A 13,726-nucleotide genomic window follows, 5' to 3' on the forward strand; every position below is an offset into this window, starting at 1 on the left:
GAACCGGTTCAGGTGAAGTCGTGGAGGATCGCGGCCAGTTTGTCGCGGGTTTTGCTGGGTGGGGGTGCTGCCACGCAGAGGGCTTCCATGGTGGCTGTGTACTGGTCGAGGTCTTCGAGCTTGTCCAGGTACAGGGCGCTGGTCAGGTGCTCGATGTAGACGATGTCGGGGAGGTCCTGCTCCGGGAAACGCAGGATGCTGTAGGCGCCGCCGGTGGCTGCATGGCCGCCGGAGTCGAAGGGCATCACCTGGAGCGTCACGTTCGGCAGGTGGGAGGCCTCGATCAGGGCTTCCAGCTGGACCCGCATCGTTTTGAGGCCGCCGATCGGGCGGCGTAGTACTGACTCGTCCACTACTGCCCACAGGCGGACCGGCGTCGCTCGCTGGAGGATCTCCTGGCGGTTGACTCGCAGGGAGACGCGGCGCTCTACCTCTTCGGCCGGGAGCAGCCCGCGGCCGAGCTGGACGACGGCGCGGACGTACTCCGGGGTCTGCAGCAGACCGGGGACGAACTGGAGCTCATAAGTACGGATCAGCTGCGCGGCCGACTCGAGCCCTAGATAAGACTGGAACCAGCTGGGCAGTACGTCGCCGAAGCGGTGCCACCAGCCGGGGTTGTTCGCTTGGCGGGCCAGCGCCAGCAGCCGCTCGCGCTCCTCGCCGTCGTCGACGCCGTAGAGCGTCAGCAGGTCGCGGACGTCGCGCTCCTTGAAGCCGACCCGGCCCAGCTCCATCCGGCTGACCTTGGATTCCGACGAGCGAATCTCCCAGCCCGCGTCGGAGCGGGTGATCCCGCCCGCCTCACGCATTCTCCGCAGGTGCGCGCCGAGGATGATCCTCAGCGCGGTCGGCCCGCTTTGAGCGCCCGACTCCGTCACACTCACCTCCGACGCCCCAGCTCGTTCCCAGATGGCGGTCGTTCCACCCCGACCGAATCATCTCACGGCCCGGCCCCGATCTGTCGAAGTTCTTACATAAGACTCGTGGGTGCTGTCCGGCGTCCGGCATCGATGCCAGCCGATGTCACCGTACGTGATCGCCGGCCCGAGGTGCCGGGCCGGCGCCCGAAGGTCGCGTAGTACCGGTAATCGCTTCCCGGTCAGCGTCTTCGGGCCGTTTCGCGCTCAGATGAGCTTCCGGAGACCCCTCGCTGAGCCTTCAGTTGGTCACAAGTCGAAAACGTGCGGATGCACGTGCATCTGGCGCTTGCATTCGTTTCATGCGACCGCCATGATTGATCCATGCACAGAAGGTGAGCTGAATCTCGCAAAAAGTGACATCGCGTGATTCGGCAGGCCGGTCCTACAGACCCGCCGGGCGGTGCGGCCGGCATGACTGGTTGGGGAACCCGAGTCGATGAATGACGACGACACAGACGCCGTCGAGTTCGCTGCCCGCCCTTCCGGCGAGCGAATGCCCGGCGAGCTGACCGAGCGGGAGATCCAGGAACTGGTGGCGCGCTGCCCGGAGCAGCAGCGCTGGGCCTTCGAAGGCTGGCTCCGCGGGGAGCGCCTGCTGGACGGCGACCCGATCGTGAGCCTGGGATGACCACTGAACGAGCGGGAGGACGGAAAATGGTGCGGATCTGGTTGGGCGACCACCTGATCGCCGAGTACGTCGCGGAGCCCGACCGGGCCTCGCGCTACCAGCGGGTGATGACGCCCAAGTTCACCGGTCTGCGGATCACTGTGGACGGTGCGGCGACCACTGGCGCCTCCGAGCTTCCCAGCGAGCAGCTCTGGCCGCTCACTGTTCAGTAGTAGCAGCAGTAGCAGCAGTAGCAGCAGTGGCAGTAGCAGTTAGGCAGCTGTAGCAGTACTGCAAAGAAAGGCCGGCCTCCTAGCGGAAGGCCGGCCTTTGCCGTTCCCGGCCGGGCCTGATCAGGCCCGGCCACGTTAAGAGGCCCCCTCACCACTCGCCTGGTGAAGGGGCCTCTTGCTCTTGCGGTTGATCAGGCGAGGTCGTCGAACTCGCCGTCGTGAACGCCACCGAGGAATGCTTCGATCTCGGCCTTGGTGAAGACCAGCGCCGGTCCGTCCGTGTGACGCGAGTTTCGCATCGCCACACCGCCGCCAGGAAGCTTCGCTACCTCTACGCAGTTGCCTTGGGGGCCACTCCGCTGACTCTTCCGCCAGGTCAGCTCGTCCACCGAGTCGCCGGGCATGCCGTTGTAGACAGCAGTCATCAGCTGCACCTTCCGTACGTCTTTGGCATATGCACGTGCATTTGGGCTTGCATTTGCATCGTACACGTTTGGGGGTCTCGTGTCTGGCTGAATACGCAGCGTCGTCAAACGCCTGTTGGGTAGGTCTGTCAGATAGCTTTCCGTGACCGATTTCGGCCCTCTCGAGGGCTCGCGCGAGCCGGTGTCGGGCGTTCGGGCGACGGCCGGTGGGCCGTTCGGCGTAACCCGGCAAGGGGTTGCCAAGTTGAGGAATCAGGCAGGTGTGCGGGCTTCGTTAAATCGGCTCTCAGACACTCATCGCAGGGCCACACCAGGCTGCCGCTGGTATGCAAATGCACTACGATGGCGGCAACGATTCCCTACCAGACAAAGGCTGCGTCGATGGCGACTCCCGACAGCCCGGATCCCGCTCCGGAGTTCGACACCTCCCAACCGACCATCGCTCGCGTCTACGACGCTTTGCTCGGTGGCAAGGACAACTTCGCCGCCGACCGCGAGGGTGCGGCGACCTACCTGAAGTACGTGCCGGACGCCGGTCGCTGCGCGATCGACAACCGGGACGCGCTCGTCAAGGGCGTTCAGTACCTGGTGCGTTCAGCGGGGATCGACCAGTTCCTGGACATCGGCAGCGGCCTGCCGACGCAGAAGAACACCCACCAGGCGGCCCAGGAGATCAACCCCGAGGCCAAGGTCGCGTACGTCGACAAGGACCCGATCGTGCTCGCCCACGGGCGCGCGCTGCTGGCGACGAACGACAGCACCATCGTCGTCACCGCGGACCTGCGCAAGCCGCAGGAGATCCTCGACAACGACGAGATCAAGGCGCACCTGGACTGGAGCCGCCCGATCGCGCTGCTGATCGTCGGTATCCACATGCACTTCCACGACGACGAGCTGCCGGACGAGTGGGTCCGCGCGATCATGGACACGCTGGCCCCGGGTAGCTACCTGTTCATCACCGACTTCGTCGACACCGGTGAGCCGCTGCAGAAGGCGATCGAGCAGGCCGGCCTGGAGAGCCTGGGCAACGGCTGGATCCGGACCCCGGAGCGGATCACCGAGCACTTCCTCGGTCTGCCGCTGGTCCCGCCGGGTCTGGACTTCCTCGCCCGCTGGTTCCCGGAGGACCCCGAAGGCGACGTACCGGACGCCGACGACCTGCAGCCGTACCAGCGCATCCTGATGGCAGGGATCGCGAAGAAGGGCTGACCTCAGTCAACCGAAGGCGTGCACCTCTCTTCTAGGGGTGCGCGCCTTTTGTCTGTCCGGCGGTCAGGAGCCACGGACTCTATTGTGATGACATGGAGCCGTTGCCAGACCCGCTGTCCGATGTGTTCGCAGCGTTGAACGTCCGTACCACCGCGCTGTGCGGGTTCGAGGCGACCGGCTCCTGGAAGCTCTGGTTCCCCGTTCGCGACCACATCAAGATCGGCGTGGTGCTGTCCGGCTCGTACTGGCTCGCTGCCGACGGCGGCGCCCCGGTGGAGCTGCGGGCCGGCGACTGCTTCCTGCTCGCCGCGCGCGACACGTTCGTGCTCGCCACCGACTGGGCGGCCCCGGCGGCCGACGGTGAGCAGCTGTTCGGCGATCCGAGTTCGGCTACGCCACCGAGAGCGCGTTCAGTACTGCCTTCAAGCGCGTCACCGGGGTGCCGCCCGCCCGCTACCGCGATGATCCGCTCGCGGCGGTACCGATTGACCGGCTGGACTGGGTCGCCGAGCAATTCCGGGCCGCGACGAACGCGCAAGTTTCCTAGACGCCACGAGATGGTCCGCCGGCCCGCGGCTTCGTACCGTCGACAAGGTGGTGCGAACGGCGCACCCGGCGGAAGGCGGACCATGCAGTACACGCAACTCGGCGCCACGGGGATCTTCGTCTCGCGGATCGCCCTGGGGACTATGACCTTCGGTGGCGGGACCACGCCCCCTGGTCGATCCTGGGCGCGCTGGACGGCAAGGCGGCCGACGAGCTCGTCGGTCTGGCGCTCGACAGCGGCGTCAACCCTCATCGACACCGCGGACTTCTACGCGAACGGCGAGTCCGAGGAGATCCTCGGCCGCGCGCTGGGCTCCCGCCGCCGCGACGGCGTACTGGCGACGAAGCTGTTCGCCCGGATGGGCCCTGGCCCCAACCAGACGGGCCTGTCGCGGTTGTGGGTGACGCAGGCGCTGGAGGACAGCCTTCGCAGGCTCGGCACCGACCATATCGACCTCTACCAGATCCACAGCTTCGACCCGCTCACCCCGGTCGAGGAAACCCTGGGTGCGCTGGACGACGCAGTACGGGCCGGGAAGATCCGGTACCTCGGCGCCTCGAACCTGGCGGCGTGGCAGATGATGAAGTACCTGGGCGCCGCCGACCTCCGCGGCCTCAACCGGTTCGTCTCCCAGCAGGTGTACTACTCACTGGCCGGTCGCGACGTCGAGCGCGAGATCATGCCGATGGCCGTGGATCAGCGGCTCGGCACGCTGGTCTGGAGCCCGCTCGCCGGAGGATTCCTGTCCGGCAAGATCGGCCGGACCGGTACCACCGACGAGACCGCGCGGAGCACGCAGTTCAGCTACCCGCCCGTCAGGAACACCGGCTGCCCTTGAAGGTGTGATCGGACGCGTGCCGATTGTGACTCAACGCATCGGGTACCGGCACAATGAGGAGTTGATAGTGCCTCTAGCAACGGAGTACTGACGTTTCTGCGTTCCGGATGATCAGGACGGTGCCCGCCGACGCGGTGGCCATCGTGCGGTTCTACCCGCCGATGGTGATCTGCTTCGCGGCCGCACTGGCCGGCACCGCGCTCGTCTTCGACGTCTTCTACCTCCTCGCCAACCCCGGCCTGACGCTGGCGATGGTCTACACCGTGCCGGTGCTGGCCGGGCTGATCGCCGGCCTGGTCGCGGCGGCCGACGACGTCGAGCTGGAACGGCGGGTCCTGGTCTGGACGATCCTGGCGACCGTCGCCGTCGGCATCACCAACGTCCTCGTGGTCGCGATGGTCGCCGCGATGCGCCGGACCGGGACGTCGAACTGGAAAGCAGGCGGCCAGTCGATCCTGTTCGCCGCCTGCACGGTGCTAGCGGTGGCGATCATGGTCGTGGTGATCAGCAGCCTGATCACCACTCTCGGGATCGACATCAAGACAAAACTCCCGCAGAAGAAGGCCTATGTACCACCGCCCGTCCTGGCCAGGCCGAAACCTCAGGTGAGCAAGGAGGCCGCTGCCCGGGCGAAGCCGGCCCGCTCCGACTCCTTCGCCGACGACCCGGACGACCTTGGCGACGCGCTGGCGAACGCCTCGGGTGACTACTCACTCGAAGAACCGGCCGGCGAATCCGGACGCCGACCAGAGCCGGTCCCAGCCCTCACCCCACCTTCCTTCCTCCCGCCCCTCCCGAAGGTCATCGACCTCGACGAGGCCCGCCCGGTAGCCCCTTCCTCCGAAGGCACCGGTCACGCCGACCGCCGCACCCCCCGCTCCCGCCGCATCCCGGCAGTTCCACCGTCTCGCCGCCCCGGTCGCCGAGGCGGTCGCTGACCCGACCAGCGCATCGACACGGCAGAGTAGAAGTAGCCTGCCTGGGTGATCTGGGATTTGGTGGTGGTCGGTGCCGGTCCGGCCGGGGCAGCGACAGCGTTGGGAGCTCTGGCGGCTGAGCCGGGGTTGTCGGTGCTGTTGCTCGATCGGCACGACTTCCCCCGGGACAAGGCCTGCGGTGACGGGATCGCGCCGCAAGTCTTCGATCTGCTGGCCTCGGTCGGGGTCACTGGGCTGGTTGACGACCGTACGCCGGTCCGCCGGCTGTCGTTGCGGCGTGGATCGCTCGGCGTCGACCGGTTGATGGCGCGGCCGGCCTACGTGGTGCCGCGGACCGTGTTCGACGAGCGGCTGGTCGAGGCTGCTCAGGCCGCGGGCGCGGTACTGCTCAAGCAGCGTGTGGGGCGGGTCGAAGTGCAGCCGGCGTCGGTGCTCGTCGATGAGCTTGAAGCGCGGATGGTGGTTGGTGCGGACGGGGCGTACTCGCTGGTCCGTGGGGCGCTGGGGGTTGAGGCCGGCCCCGTGGCGCTGGCGTTGCGAGGGTATGCGCCGACGCCGGTGGATCGGGCCGGGCAGCAGGTGATCGTGTTCGGGACGGCACGGCAACCGTCGTACGCGTGGTCGTTCGATCGGGGTGATGGCTGGTCGAACGTCGGGTACGGCGAGCAGCTACGGGTGGGGCAGGAGCGGCCGACCCGAGCCGGGCTGTTACGCGAGCTCGACGAGTTATTGCCGCAGGCAAGTGTTGGCGGGACTGATTGGCGTGGGCATCACTTGCCGTTGGCAACGTGGTCTTGGCGACCCGGGCCTGGTCGGGTGATGCTCGTCGGGGATGCCGCCGGGTTGATCAACCCGATGACGGGTGAGGGGATCTACTACGCGATCGCGACCGGGATGCTCGCCGGCAAGGCGGCGGCTGAGGCCGTTCGGCGGGGCTCGGGCGATGCAGGCACGGAGTACCGGCGGGCTGTGGGGGCGATGTTGGGCCGTCACCTTCGGGATACCGCGTTCGCCGCTCGACTGACGCGGTCTGGGACGGTACTGGATGCGGGGATCAGGGCATCGGCGGCTGATCAGGGAGTGTTCGACAACCTCGTCGAGATCGGGTTGGCGGAAGGGGTGTTGCGGGCCGGTTCGCTCCGGCGGATCGCTCGGCAGTTGCTGGGGGCAAGCCGTTCGCGCGGTAGCTGAGGGAGTCAGGTCGTCTTTCTCAGTGCGCGGCGCTGAGCGTCCGTGAGGCGGGTGACGGTCACGGTGTAGGTGCGGGGGGCAACTTGCTCCACGGCCAGTGGGTCGGTGAAGGGCTTGTAAGCCTCGGCGGTGGTCAGGGCGATGGTGACTCGATCGACCGGCCAGCCGAGGGCTTTGGCCAGTTGCTCGGCGGTGAGCGGCCGGGCGGCGTGGATCAGGGCGGCCAGGAGGGTCGCGGTGTCCTCGGCGACGTCCGGATCGGGGCCGAGGCCGGACATGTCGTCGCTGAGTTGCTGGAAGAACTGGCTCATCCGGGCTAGCCGCTCGCCGGCGGGAGTCGCCGGGTCGAAGAGGTCGGCGCCCTTGCCCGCGACGCCGGCCCAGTTCGCGTTGGCGCGCGCGCTTGTGCGCCAGGCCTGGATCCAGATGTCCTCGGCAATCAGGTAGTGCTCGTTCCGCTTGCCGCCACCTGGTACCGATGCTGCCGGCTGGCGGCGGACCAGCTCCAGGCCTTCCAGGTAGCTGATCGCCTTGGAGATCGACGCGGGACTCACCTGCAGTTCGCGGACGAGCTTGGCGGCGGTGAGGCTGGGGGAGTCCGCGGTGTAGAGGTAGGCGAGGACGCGTGACGCCATTCGGGGGAGACCGGTCTCGACCATCGTGTCGGCGAACAGTTCGGTGTACGCGCGGACTGTTACCCGGTCGCGACCGTAGGCGTCGGTCGTCGGTGTCGAGGCCGCAGGGGTCGAGGGTTTGCGGCGGCGGGCGCGGGAACCGGTGGCGAGCTGGGCGTGCTCGGCGCGGTAGCCGGCGCGGCCGCCGTTGCGGGTGACCTCCCGGCTGATCGTGGAGGTCGGGCGGGCGAGCTCGCGCGCGATCTCGGCGTACCCGTGCCCTTCTTCCAGTCGGGTGGCGATCAGCCGGCGGTCCTGCTGGGTCAGCCTGCCTCCCGGCATCGACGCCTCCCTCGGTTTGCGTTCGCACTCAAAGTCATTGCAACTCTAGCCCAGATTCCGCTGTTTTGTGGAGCTATGAGCACTTCCCAGTGTTGCCGACTCTGGAAACGCAACGTAGCTTCCGGAGCATGACCACTGAAGTTGTTCTCGAGGTCGACGGGCTGCGGATGCGGTACGGCGCGCTCGACGTCCTGCACGACGTGACGCTGCGGGCGCACCGGGGCGAAGTACTGGCGCTGCTCGGTCCGAACGGCGCGGGCAAGACGACCACGATCGAGATCCTGGAAGGGTTCCGGTTGCGGTCGGCTGGGCGGGTCGAGGTGCTCGGCGTGGACCCGGCCGAGGGCGACGAGCGATGGCGCGCGCGGCTGGGCGTAGTACTGCAATCCTGGCGGGATCACGGCAAGTGGCGAGTGCGGGAGTTGCTGGCGCATCTCGGCGAGTACTACGCGCCGTACTCGACCGCCGAGCGACCCCGGCCGTGGGATGCCGATGAGCTGATCGCGGCCGTCGGGTTGACGGAGCATGCGGGTCAGAAGATCAAGACGTTGTCCGGTGGGCAGCGGAGACGGCTGGATGTCGCGCTCGGGATCGTCGGGCGGCCCGAACTGCTGTTCCTGGACGAGCCGACGGCCGGGTTCGATCCGGCGGCGCGGCACGAGTTTCACGAGCTGGTGCAGCGGCTCGCGGCCGAGGAGGGGACGACGGTGGTACTGACCACCCACGATCTCGACGAGGCGGGCAAGCTCGCCGATCGGATCCTGGTCCTGGCCGCGGGCCGGATCGTTGCCAGCGGCACCGAATCCCAGCTGACCCGGCAGATCGCCGGCCAGGACGAGGTCCGCTGGACGGTCGACGGCCGGCGCTTCACCGAGTCCACGACGGAGTCGACGGCCTTCGTCCGCGAACTCTTCAACCGGTACGGCGAAGCGGTGGCCGGTCTGGAAGTGCGCCGGGCCACCCTCGAGGACACCTACCTGACCCTGGTCCGGCAGAGCGAGGTGGCGTGATGAGCCCGCGGATGATGGCGATCAAAACCGGCTGGAAGCGCGGGCTGATCGAGTTGCGGCAGTCGTTCACGAACCCCGGCGAGCTGGTCAGTCACTTCCTCTGGCCGGTGCTGTTGCTGATCGCCCTGTACTTCCTGCGGAACCGGTCCTTCGGGTCGACCGGGTTCGGGCTGGGCGCGCTGGCGTTGCCGAGCATGCTCGGGATGAACGCGGCGATGGGCATGATCAGCATGAGCCAGCAGTTCACCGCCGATCGCGAGGACGGCACGCTGCTGCGCGCGAAGGCGACGCCGAACGGAATGGTCGGGTATCTGGTCAGCAAGGTCGTCTCGGTGGCCGGCGGATTGCTCGCGGACCTGGCGATCCTGCTGATCCCCGGCCTGCTGATCATCGGCGGTCTCTCGGTGGATCGCCCCGGGGCCTGGCTCACGCTGCTGTGGGTGCTGGTGCTCGGGTTGCTGGCGACGCTGCCGATCGGCGCGGTCCTCGGGTCGGTGTTCACGAGCGCGCGGTCGCAGGGGTTGATCCAGTTGCCGGTGCTCGCGCTGATCGGGATCTCGGGCATCTTCTACCCGCTCACGGCGTTGCCCGGCTGGCTGTCGGCGGTGGCTCAGCTGACGCCGATCTATTGGCTCGGGCTCGGGATGCGGTCCGCGCTCTTGCCGGGGGACGCGGTTGCCGTCGAGGTCGGTGAGTCCTGGCGACACCTGGAGACGATCGGGGCGCTCGGGGTCTGGGCGGTGCTCGGGTTGGCGATTGCGCCCGTAGTACTGCGAAGGATGGCGCGGCGCGAGTCGGGATCGAGTGTCGCCGGCCGGCGCGAAAAGGCGCTCCAGCGGATCGGGTGACGCTGGCTGCCTTTAGAGGCAAGAGGGTTGGGTGCGGTGGCGACGCCGATGCGGGCGAAGGACTTCGCCGGGGTGGTGCGCGACTTCACGCCGGACGAGATCATGACGCGGGACGTGAAGCTGAAGCTCGGGCCTCGGCTGCCTGGGGTCGGGTTGGCCCAATGGACCAGCAGCGCGCGCCGGGCCAACCTCTTCAAGCACGAGCACGAGTACGAGGGCCGGGAGCTCGGTACGGACGTGTTGTTCAGCGTGGATGCGCAGCTCGCCTACCTCGCCGTCGAGCTCCGGACCGGCTATCCCGGCGTGCACGCGGTCGTGTCGGCTCCCGGCGTGACGCTGGTGGACGCCAGCGACATCGTCTACCGGTTCGAGATCCCGGGCTCGATCCTGTCCGGGGGCAAGAAGCTGCCGCGCGACGATCCCAAGGTCCAGGCGGTCTTCAAGCAACGGCGGGTGCACGGGGTCAAGGCACTAGCGGAGTACCAGGGTTAGTACGTGTTCGGGAGGCCCAGCAGCTCGAAGTGTTCGGGGCCGATGAACGAGGTCAGGCCGGCGATCTTGTCGCCGCGCAAGGTCAGCACGGTGATCGACCAGGCCGTGTGCTCGCTGGCGGCGCTCAGGCCCAGATAGCAGGCGATCGCGGGCTGGCCGTTGGCCTCGGTCGCGAGGTTGCGCCAGCTCGGGCAGCGGGTCAGCGGGATCTCGGTGGCGAAGTCCATCACCGCGGTGATACCGCTGTACCAATGGCCGAGGGGCGGCATCGACCAGGTGACGTCCTCGGTGAGCAACGCGACGAGGGCGCCGGCGTCGCCTTGCTCGAGAGCGGTCGAGTAGCTCGCGACGAGCTCCTGGACGCGGCCGTTGCCGATCTCCCGGATCGTCTGTTGCTGGCTCGCGGCCGGGACCTTGTCGGCGACGATCCGGCGGGCGCGTTGGAGCGCGCTGTTCACCGAGGCGGTCGAGGTGTCCATCATGGTGGCGATCTCGGCTGCGCTGAAGCCGAGTACTTCGAACAGCACGAGTGCTGCGCGCTGGTTGCCGGGCAAGTGCTGGAGGGCGGCGACGAAGGCGAGCTCGACTGCCTCGCGTTGCTCGTACTGGGCGACTGGGCCGCTCGTGTACGGGCTCAGCCAGGCGATCTCGGTGAGTGGCGGATCTTCCAGTACTGCACGGTCGCTCGACGGGCTGAGGTCCATCGGCAGGGCCCGTCGGCCCCGGCTCTCGACCAGGTCGAGGCAGGTGCGGGTGGCAACGGTGTAGAGCCAGGAGCGGACCGTACTGCGGCCCTCGAAGCGGGCGATCCCCTTCCAAGCGCGGAGTAGAGCGTCCTGCAGGGCGTCGTCGGCGTCGTGGGACGAACCGAGCATCCGGTAGCAGTGGGCGTGCAGCTCGCGGCGCAACGGCTCGACCAGGCGGGTGAAGGCAGCGTCGTCGCCCTGCTGCGCTCGGGCGACGTCCGCATCCGCCTCGAGGGAAATTTCGCTCACACCGATGAGTCTGCCTCATCGGGGGAGTCCTACCTGCGTACGACCTACTACGACCGAGTCGAACTCAATGCCAAGGAGGCAACCCGATGAACGACGTACTGAGGTGGGTGGAGGCCGAGCGCTTGTCTTTCGCCGAGTTGCTGGAGGATTTGAGTGACGACGAGTGGGCGGCGGACTCGTTGTGCGCTGGGTGGACGGTGCTCGACGTGGCGGCGCATCTGACGCTGTCGACGCGGATGACCCGGGGGATGAGCGTGTGGGGCGCGATCAAGGCGCGGGGGAGCTTCGACCGGATGGTCGCCGAGCTGGCGCGGCGGCGCGCTACGCAGTACAGCCGGAGTGAGTTGACCGGTCAGATCCGCGCCACGGCCGGATCGGATCGTCGCGCGCCCGGCGCTGGTCCGCTCGACCCGCTGCTCGACGTACTGGTCCACGGCCAGGACATCGCGCGGCCGCTCGGTCGTGCGCGGGCGATGCCGATGGAGCCGGCGATCGCGGCGCTCGAGCACGTCCGTACGAGTGCCTTCTACGGCGCCCGCAAGCGCTTGCGTGGATTGAAACTGGTCGCGACCGACGCAGCCTGGTCCGGCGGCGACGGCACCGGCGAACTCCACGCCCCCTTATCCGACCTGATCCTCCTGGCCACCGGCCGCCCCGCCGCCCTCCCCAACGCCTCAGGCCCCGGAGCAGCCCGACTCCGCCTCTGAAACCGGCCGGCCGAGGTTGCGGGCGAGCGCGATGTCGGCGACTTTGTGCACGGCGTGAGTGTTTCTCGGGGCGGCTGGTGCTCAGGTGGTGCACAAGGTGCGCCGGCGGTCGGCTGTGGGCGCTGGGTGGGTTAGGACTTGAAGAGGGCTGAGTAGGCGTTCAGGGCTGGTTGGCCGCCTAGGTGGGCGTAGAGGACTGTGGAGGTGCGGGGGATTTCGGTGGTGCGGACCAGGTCGATCAGGGCGGCCATTGACTTGCCTTCGTAGACGGGGTCGAGGATCACGCCTTCCAGGGAGCCGGTCAGGCGGATCGCGTCCAGGGTGGATTGGACGGGGATGCCGTAGTAGTCGCCGGCCCAGCCTTCGAGGACGGTGATCTCGTCGTCGCGCAGCTCGCGGTCCAGGCCGATCAGGGCGGCGGTGTGGCGGGCGATCTTCTCGACCTGGGCGCGGGTTTCGCCGATCTTGGCGGAGGCGTCGACGCCGAGCACGCGGCGCGGGCGGTCCTGGCCGGCGAAGCCCGCGATCATGCCGGCGTGGGTCGAGCCGGTCACCGAGCAGACGACGATGGTGTCGAAGAAGACGCCCAGAGCTTCTTCCTGAGCCTGTACTTCGGCCGCCCAGTTCGCGAAGCCGAGACCGCCGAGCGGGTGATCCGAGGCGCCTGCGGGGATCGCGTACGGGACGCCGCCCTCGGAGCGGATCTCTTCGAGCGCGTTCTCCCAGCTCTCCTTGAAACCGATGCCGAAGCCGGCCTCGACGAGTTCGAGCTGGGCGCCCATGACGCGGGAGAGCAGGATGTTGCCGACCCGGTCGTTGACCGCGTCGGGCCAGTCGACCCAGCTCTCCTGGATCAGGCGCGCCTTGAGACCGAGAGAGGCGGAGACCGCCGCGACCTGGCGGGTGTGGTTGGACTGGATCCCGCCGATCGTGACGAGGTGGGTCGCGCCCTGGGCGAGGGCGTCGGGCACGAGGTACTCGAGTTTGCGCGTCTTGTTGCCGCCGAACGCGAGCCCGGAGTTGCAGTCCTCCCGCTTGGCCCAGATCGCCGCCCCACCCAGATGCTCCGACAACCGCTTGAGCGGGTGCACCGGGCTCGGCCCGAACGTGAGGGGATGACGGGGGAAGTCACTGAGGCTCATCGATAGCTCCTGTTTCGGCGAGGACGGGCTCCAGGGTCAGCCAGTTCTCGCGGGCGGTGAGGGCGGCGGCTTCGGCGTCGCCGGCCGCCGAGAGGGTGACGATCTTGTCGTGCAGGGCGGCCGACGCCCGGCCGGTCAGGGAGGCGAAGCGGATCCGCTCGATCCGGCGGAGCATCGGCGTCACCTGCTCGAGCACCGAGCGGATCATCGGGTTCGCGCACGCCTCGACCGCGACCTCGTGGAAGTCGTCGTCGGCGGCGAGGGCGGCGTCGACGTCGTTGGCGCGCAGCGCGGCCCGGAAGCGCCGATTCGCGCCGCGCATCGCCTTGAGCTCGTGCTCGGACATCAGCGGCACGGCTTCGCGGACCGCGAGCTCATGCATCGCGGCTGCCACCAACTGGGCGTTGCGGGCCTCGCGCACGTTGAGCGGGCTGACGATGGTGAACCGGCCGGGTTTGGTCTGCACCAGCCCGGACTGCTCCAGCCGGGCGAGCGCCTCACGGATCGGAGTACGGCTGATGCCGAGCCAGGCGACCAGATCGGGGTCGTTCAGCCGCTCGCCGGGCGCGAGCGTGCCGTCGACGATCGCGTCGCGGAGCGCCCGGTACGCGTCGTCGCGGAGCAGCGACCTGGCGACAACACCTTGAGACTCTGGAACCGGCATGCAA

General features: G+C 68.3%; 16 protein-coding genes. 10 read left to right on the top strand and 6 right to left on the bottom strand.

Annotated elements, in window-relative coordinates; translation table 11 throughout:
* Positions 1-8: 8 nt before the first annotated feature.
* Positions 9-884, bottom strand: a complete 876-nt coding sequence (locus G3I17_RS07015; RefSeq protein ID WP_343238222.1) for a helix-turn-helix transcriptional regulator — start codon at positions 882-884, stop codon at positions 9-11.
* A gap of 472 nt (positions 885-1,356) precedes the next feature.
* On the opposite strand from G3I17_RS07015, the gene G3I17_RS07020 reads away from it, so the two are divergent.
* Both G3I17_RS07020 and G3I17_RS07025 read left to right on the top strand, forming a co-directional pair.
* Positions 1,357-1,548, top strand: coding sequence for a hypothetical protein (locus G3I17_RS07020; protein ID WP_164595041.1), 192 nt, complete (start codon positions 1,357-1,359; stop codon positions 1,546-1,548).
* Between the two features lie 26 nt (positions 1,549-1,574).
* Positions 1,575-1,760 (top strand): hypothetical protein, encoded by a 186-nt coding sequence (locus G3I17_RS07025; RefSeq protein WP_020390521.1) that lies wholly within the window; start codon positions 1,575-1,577, stop codon positions 1,758-1,760.
* A gap of 191 nt (positions 1,761-1,951) precedes the next feature.
* Here G3I17_RS07025 and G3I17_RS07030 read toward each other — a convergent pair whose 3' ends face one another.
* Positions 1,952-2,185 (bottom strand): DUF397 domain-containing protein, encoded by a 234-nt coding sequence (locus tag G3I17_RS07030; protein ID WP_164595042.1) that lies wholly within the window; start codon positions 2,183-2,185, stop codon positions 1,952-1,954.
* A 381-nt stretch (positions 2,186-2,566) separates the two neighbouring features.
* On the opposite strand from G3I17_RS07030, the gene G3I17_RS07035 reads away from it, so the two are divergent.
* The 4 genes from G3I17_RS07035 (at position 2,567) to G3I17_RS07050 (ending at position 6,908) form a co-directional block, all read left to right on the top strand.
* A complete protein-coding gene (locus G3I17_RS07035) occupies positions 2,567-3,394 on the top strand; it encodes an SAM-dependent methyltransferase (protein ID WP_164595043.1) in 828 nt (275 codons plus the stop codon).
* Positions 3,395-3,486: 92 nt separating this feature from the next.
* A complete protein-coding gene (locus G3I17_RS07040) occupies positions 3,487-4,779 on the top strand; it encodes an aldo/keto reductase (protein WP_164595044.1) in 1,293 nt (430 codons plus the stop codon).
* A 119-nt stretch (positions 4,780-4,898) separates the two neighbouring features.
* On the top strand, positions 4,899-5,717 hold the full coding sequence (locus tag G3I17_RS07045) for a hypothetical protein (RefSeq protein WP_203589817.1): 819 nt from the start codon (positions 4,899-4,901) through the stop codon (positions 5,715-5,717).
* Positions 5,718-5,762: 45 nt separating this feature from the next.
* Positions 5,763-6,908: a geranylgeranyl reductase family protein gene (locus tag G3I17_RS07050; RefSeq protein ID WP_164595046.1), complete on the top strand. Its 1,146-nt coding sequence runs from the start codon at positions 5,763-5,765 to the stop codon at positions 6,906-6,908.
* 5 nt (positions 6,909-6,913) lie between these two features.
* On the opposite strand, the gene G3I17_RS07055 is transcribed toward G3I17_RS07050, so the two are convergent.
* Positions 6,914-7,864: a MarR family transcriptional regulator gene (locus tag G3I17_RS07055; RefSeq protein ID WP_164595047.1), complete on the bottom strand. Its 951-nt coding sequence runs from the start codon at positions 7,862-7,864 to the stop codon at positions 6,914-6,916.
* Between the two features lie 128 nt (positions 7,865-7,992).
* Between G3I17_RS07055 and G3I17_RS07060 the strand changes: the two genes are divergently transcribed.
* The 3 genes from G3I17_RS07060 to G3I17_RS07070 are packed head-to-tail and all read left to right on the top strand — an operon-like array spanning position 7,993 to position 10,214.
* Complete coding sequence (locus G3I17_RS07060; protein WP_164595048.1) at positions 7,993-8,874, top strand: ABC transporter ATP-binding protein; 882 nt, start codon at positions 7,993-7,995, stop codon at positions 8,872-8,874.
* On the top strand, positions 8,874-9,722 hold the full coding sequence (locus tag G3I17_RS07065; protein ID WP_203589818.1) for an ABC transporter permease: 849 nt from the start codon (positions 8,874-8,876) through the stop codon (positions 9,720-9,722). The genes G3I17_RS07060 and G3I17_RS07065 overlap by 1 nt, the downstream gene beginning before the upstream one ends.
* Positions 9,723-9,758: 36 nt before the next feature.
* Entirely contained in the window at positions 9,759-10,214 is a 456-nt protein-coding gene (locus tag G3I17_RS07070; protein ID WP_164595049.1) for a hypothetical protein, read from the top strand.
* Here the strand turns inward: G3I17_RS07070 and G3I17_RS07075 are convergent.
* Entirely contained in the window at positions 10,211-11,209 is a 999-nt protein-coding gene (locus tag G3I17_RS07075) for a sigma-70 family RNA polymerase sigma factor (RefSeq protein WP_164595050.1), read from the bottom strand. The genes G3I17_RS07070 and G3I17_RS07075 overlap by 4 nt on opposite strands.
* Before the next feature lie 86 nt (positions 11,210-11,295).
* Between G3I17_RS07075 and G3I17_RS07080 the strand changes: the two genes are divergently transcribed.
* On the top strand, positions 11,296-11,916 hold the full coding sequence (locus G3I17_RS07080; RefSeq protein ID WP_164595051.1) for a maleylpyruvate isomerase family mycothiol-dependent enzyme: 621 nt from the start codon (positions 11,296-11,298) through the stop codon (positions 11,914-11,916).
* A gap of 131 nt (positions 11,917-12,047) precedes the next feature.
* Here the strand turns inward: G3I17_RS07080 and G3I17_RS07085 are convergent, their stop codons facing one another.
* Positions 12,048-13,058, bottom strand: a complete 1,011-nt coding sequence (locus tag G3I17_RS07085) for a 1-aminocyclopropane-1-carboxylate deaminase (protein WP_164595052.1) — start codon at positions 13,056-13,058, stop codon at positions 12,048-12,050.
* Positions 13,045-13,722, bottom strand: a complete 678-nt coding sequence (locus tag G3I17_RS07090; protein ID WP_164595053.1) for a GntR family transcriptional regulator — start codon at positions 13,720-13,722, stop codon at positions 13,045-13,047. Before G3I17_RS07090 ends, G3I17_RS07085 begins: the two co-directional genes overlap by 14 nt.
* Positions 13,723-13,726 lie beyond the last annotated feature (4 nt).

This window comes from Streptomyces sp. SID13031 (assembly GCF_010548305.1).
Taxonomy (GTDB): domain Bacteria; phylum Actinomycetota; class Actinomycetes; order Propionibacteriales; family Kribbellaceae; genus Kribbella.

Bases quoted from the DNA above. Each gene is read 5' to 3' on its own strand.
- G3I17_RS07035 (WP_164595043.1), top strand. From the start codon at position 2,567: ATGGCGACTCCCGACAGCCCGGATCCCGCTCCGGAGTTCGACACCTCC.
- G3I17_RS07025 (WP_020390521.1), top strand. From the start codon at position 1,575: ATGGTGCGGATCTGGTTGGGCGACCACCTGATCGCCGAGTACGTCGCG.
- G3I17_RS07080 (WP_164595051.1), top strand. From the start codon at position 11,296: ATGAACGACGTACTGAGGTGGGTGGAGGCCGAGCGCTTGTCTTTCGCC.
- G3I17_RS07065 (WP_203589818.1), top strand. From the start codon at position 8,874: ATGAGCCCGCGGATGATGGCGATCAAAACCGGCTGGAAGCGCGGGCTG.
- G3I17_RS07060 (WP_164595048.1), top strand. From the start codon at position 7,993: ATGACCACTGAAGTTGTTCTCGAGGTCGACGGGCTGCGGATGCGGTAC.
- G3I17_RS07020 (WP_164595041.1), top strand. From the start codon at position 1,357: ATGAATGACGACGACACAGACGCCGTCGAGTTCGCTGCCCGCCCTTCC.
- G3I17_RS07090 (WP_164595053.1), bottom strand. From the start codon at position 13,722: ATGCCGGTTCCAGAGTCTCAAGGTGTTGTCGCCAGGTCGCTGCTCCGC.
- G3I17_RS07055 (WP_164595047.1), bottom strand. From the start codon at position 7,864: ATGCCGGGAGGCAGGCTGACCCAGCAGGACCGCCGGCTGATCGCCACC.
- G3I17_RS07030 (WP_164595042.1), bottom strand. From the start codon at position 2,185: ATGACTGCTGTCTACAACGGCATGCCCGGCGACTCGGTGGACGAGCTG.
- G3I17_RS07085 (WP_164595052.1), bottom strand. From the start codon at position 13,058: ATGAGCCTCAGTGACTTCCCCCGTCATCCCCTCACGTTCGGGCCGAGC.
- G3I17_RS07040 (WP_164595044.1), top strand. From the start codon at position 3,487: ATGGAGCCGTTGCCAGACCCGCTGTCCGATGTGTTCGCAGCGTTGAAC.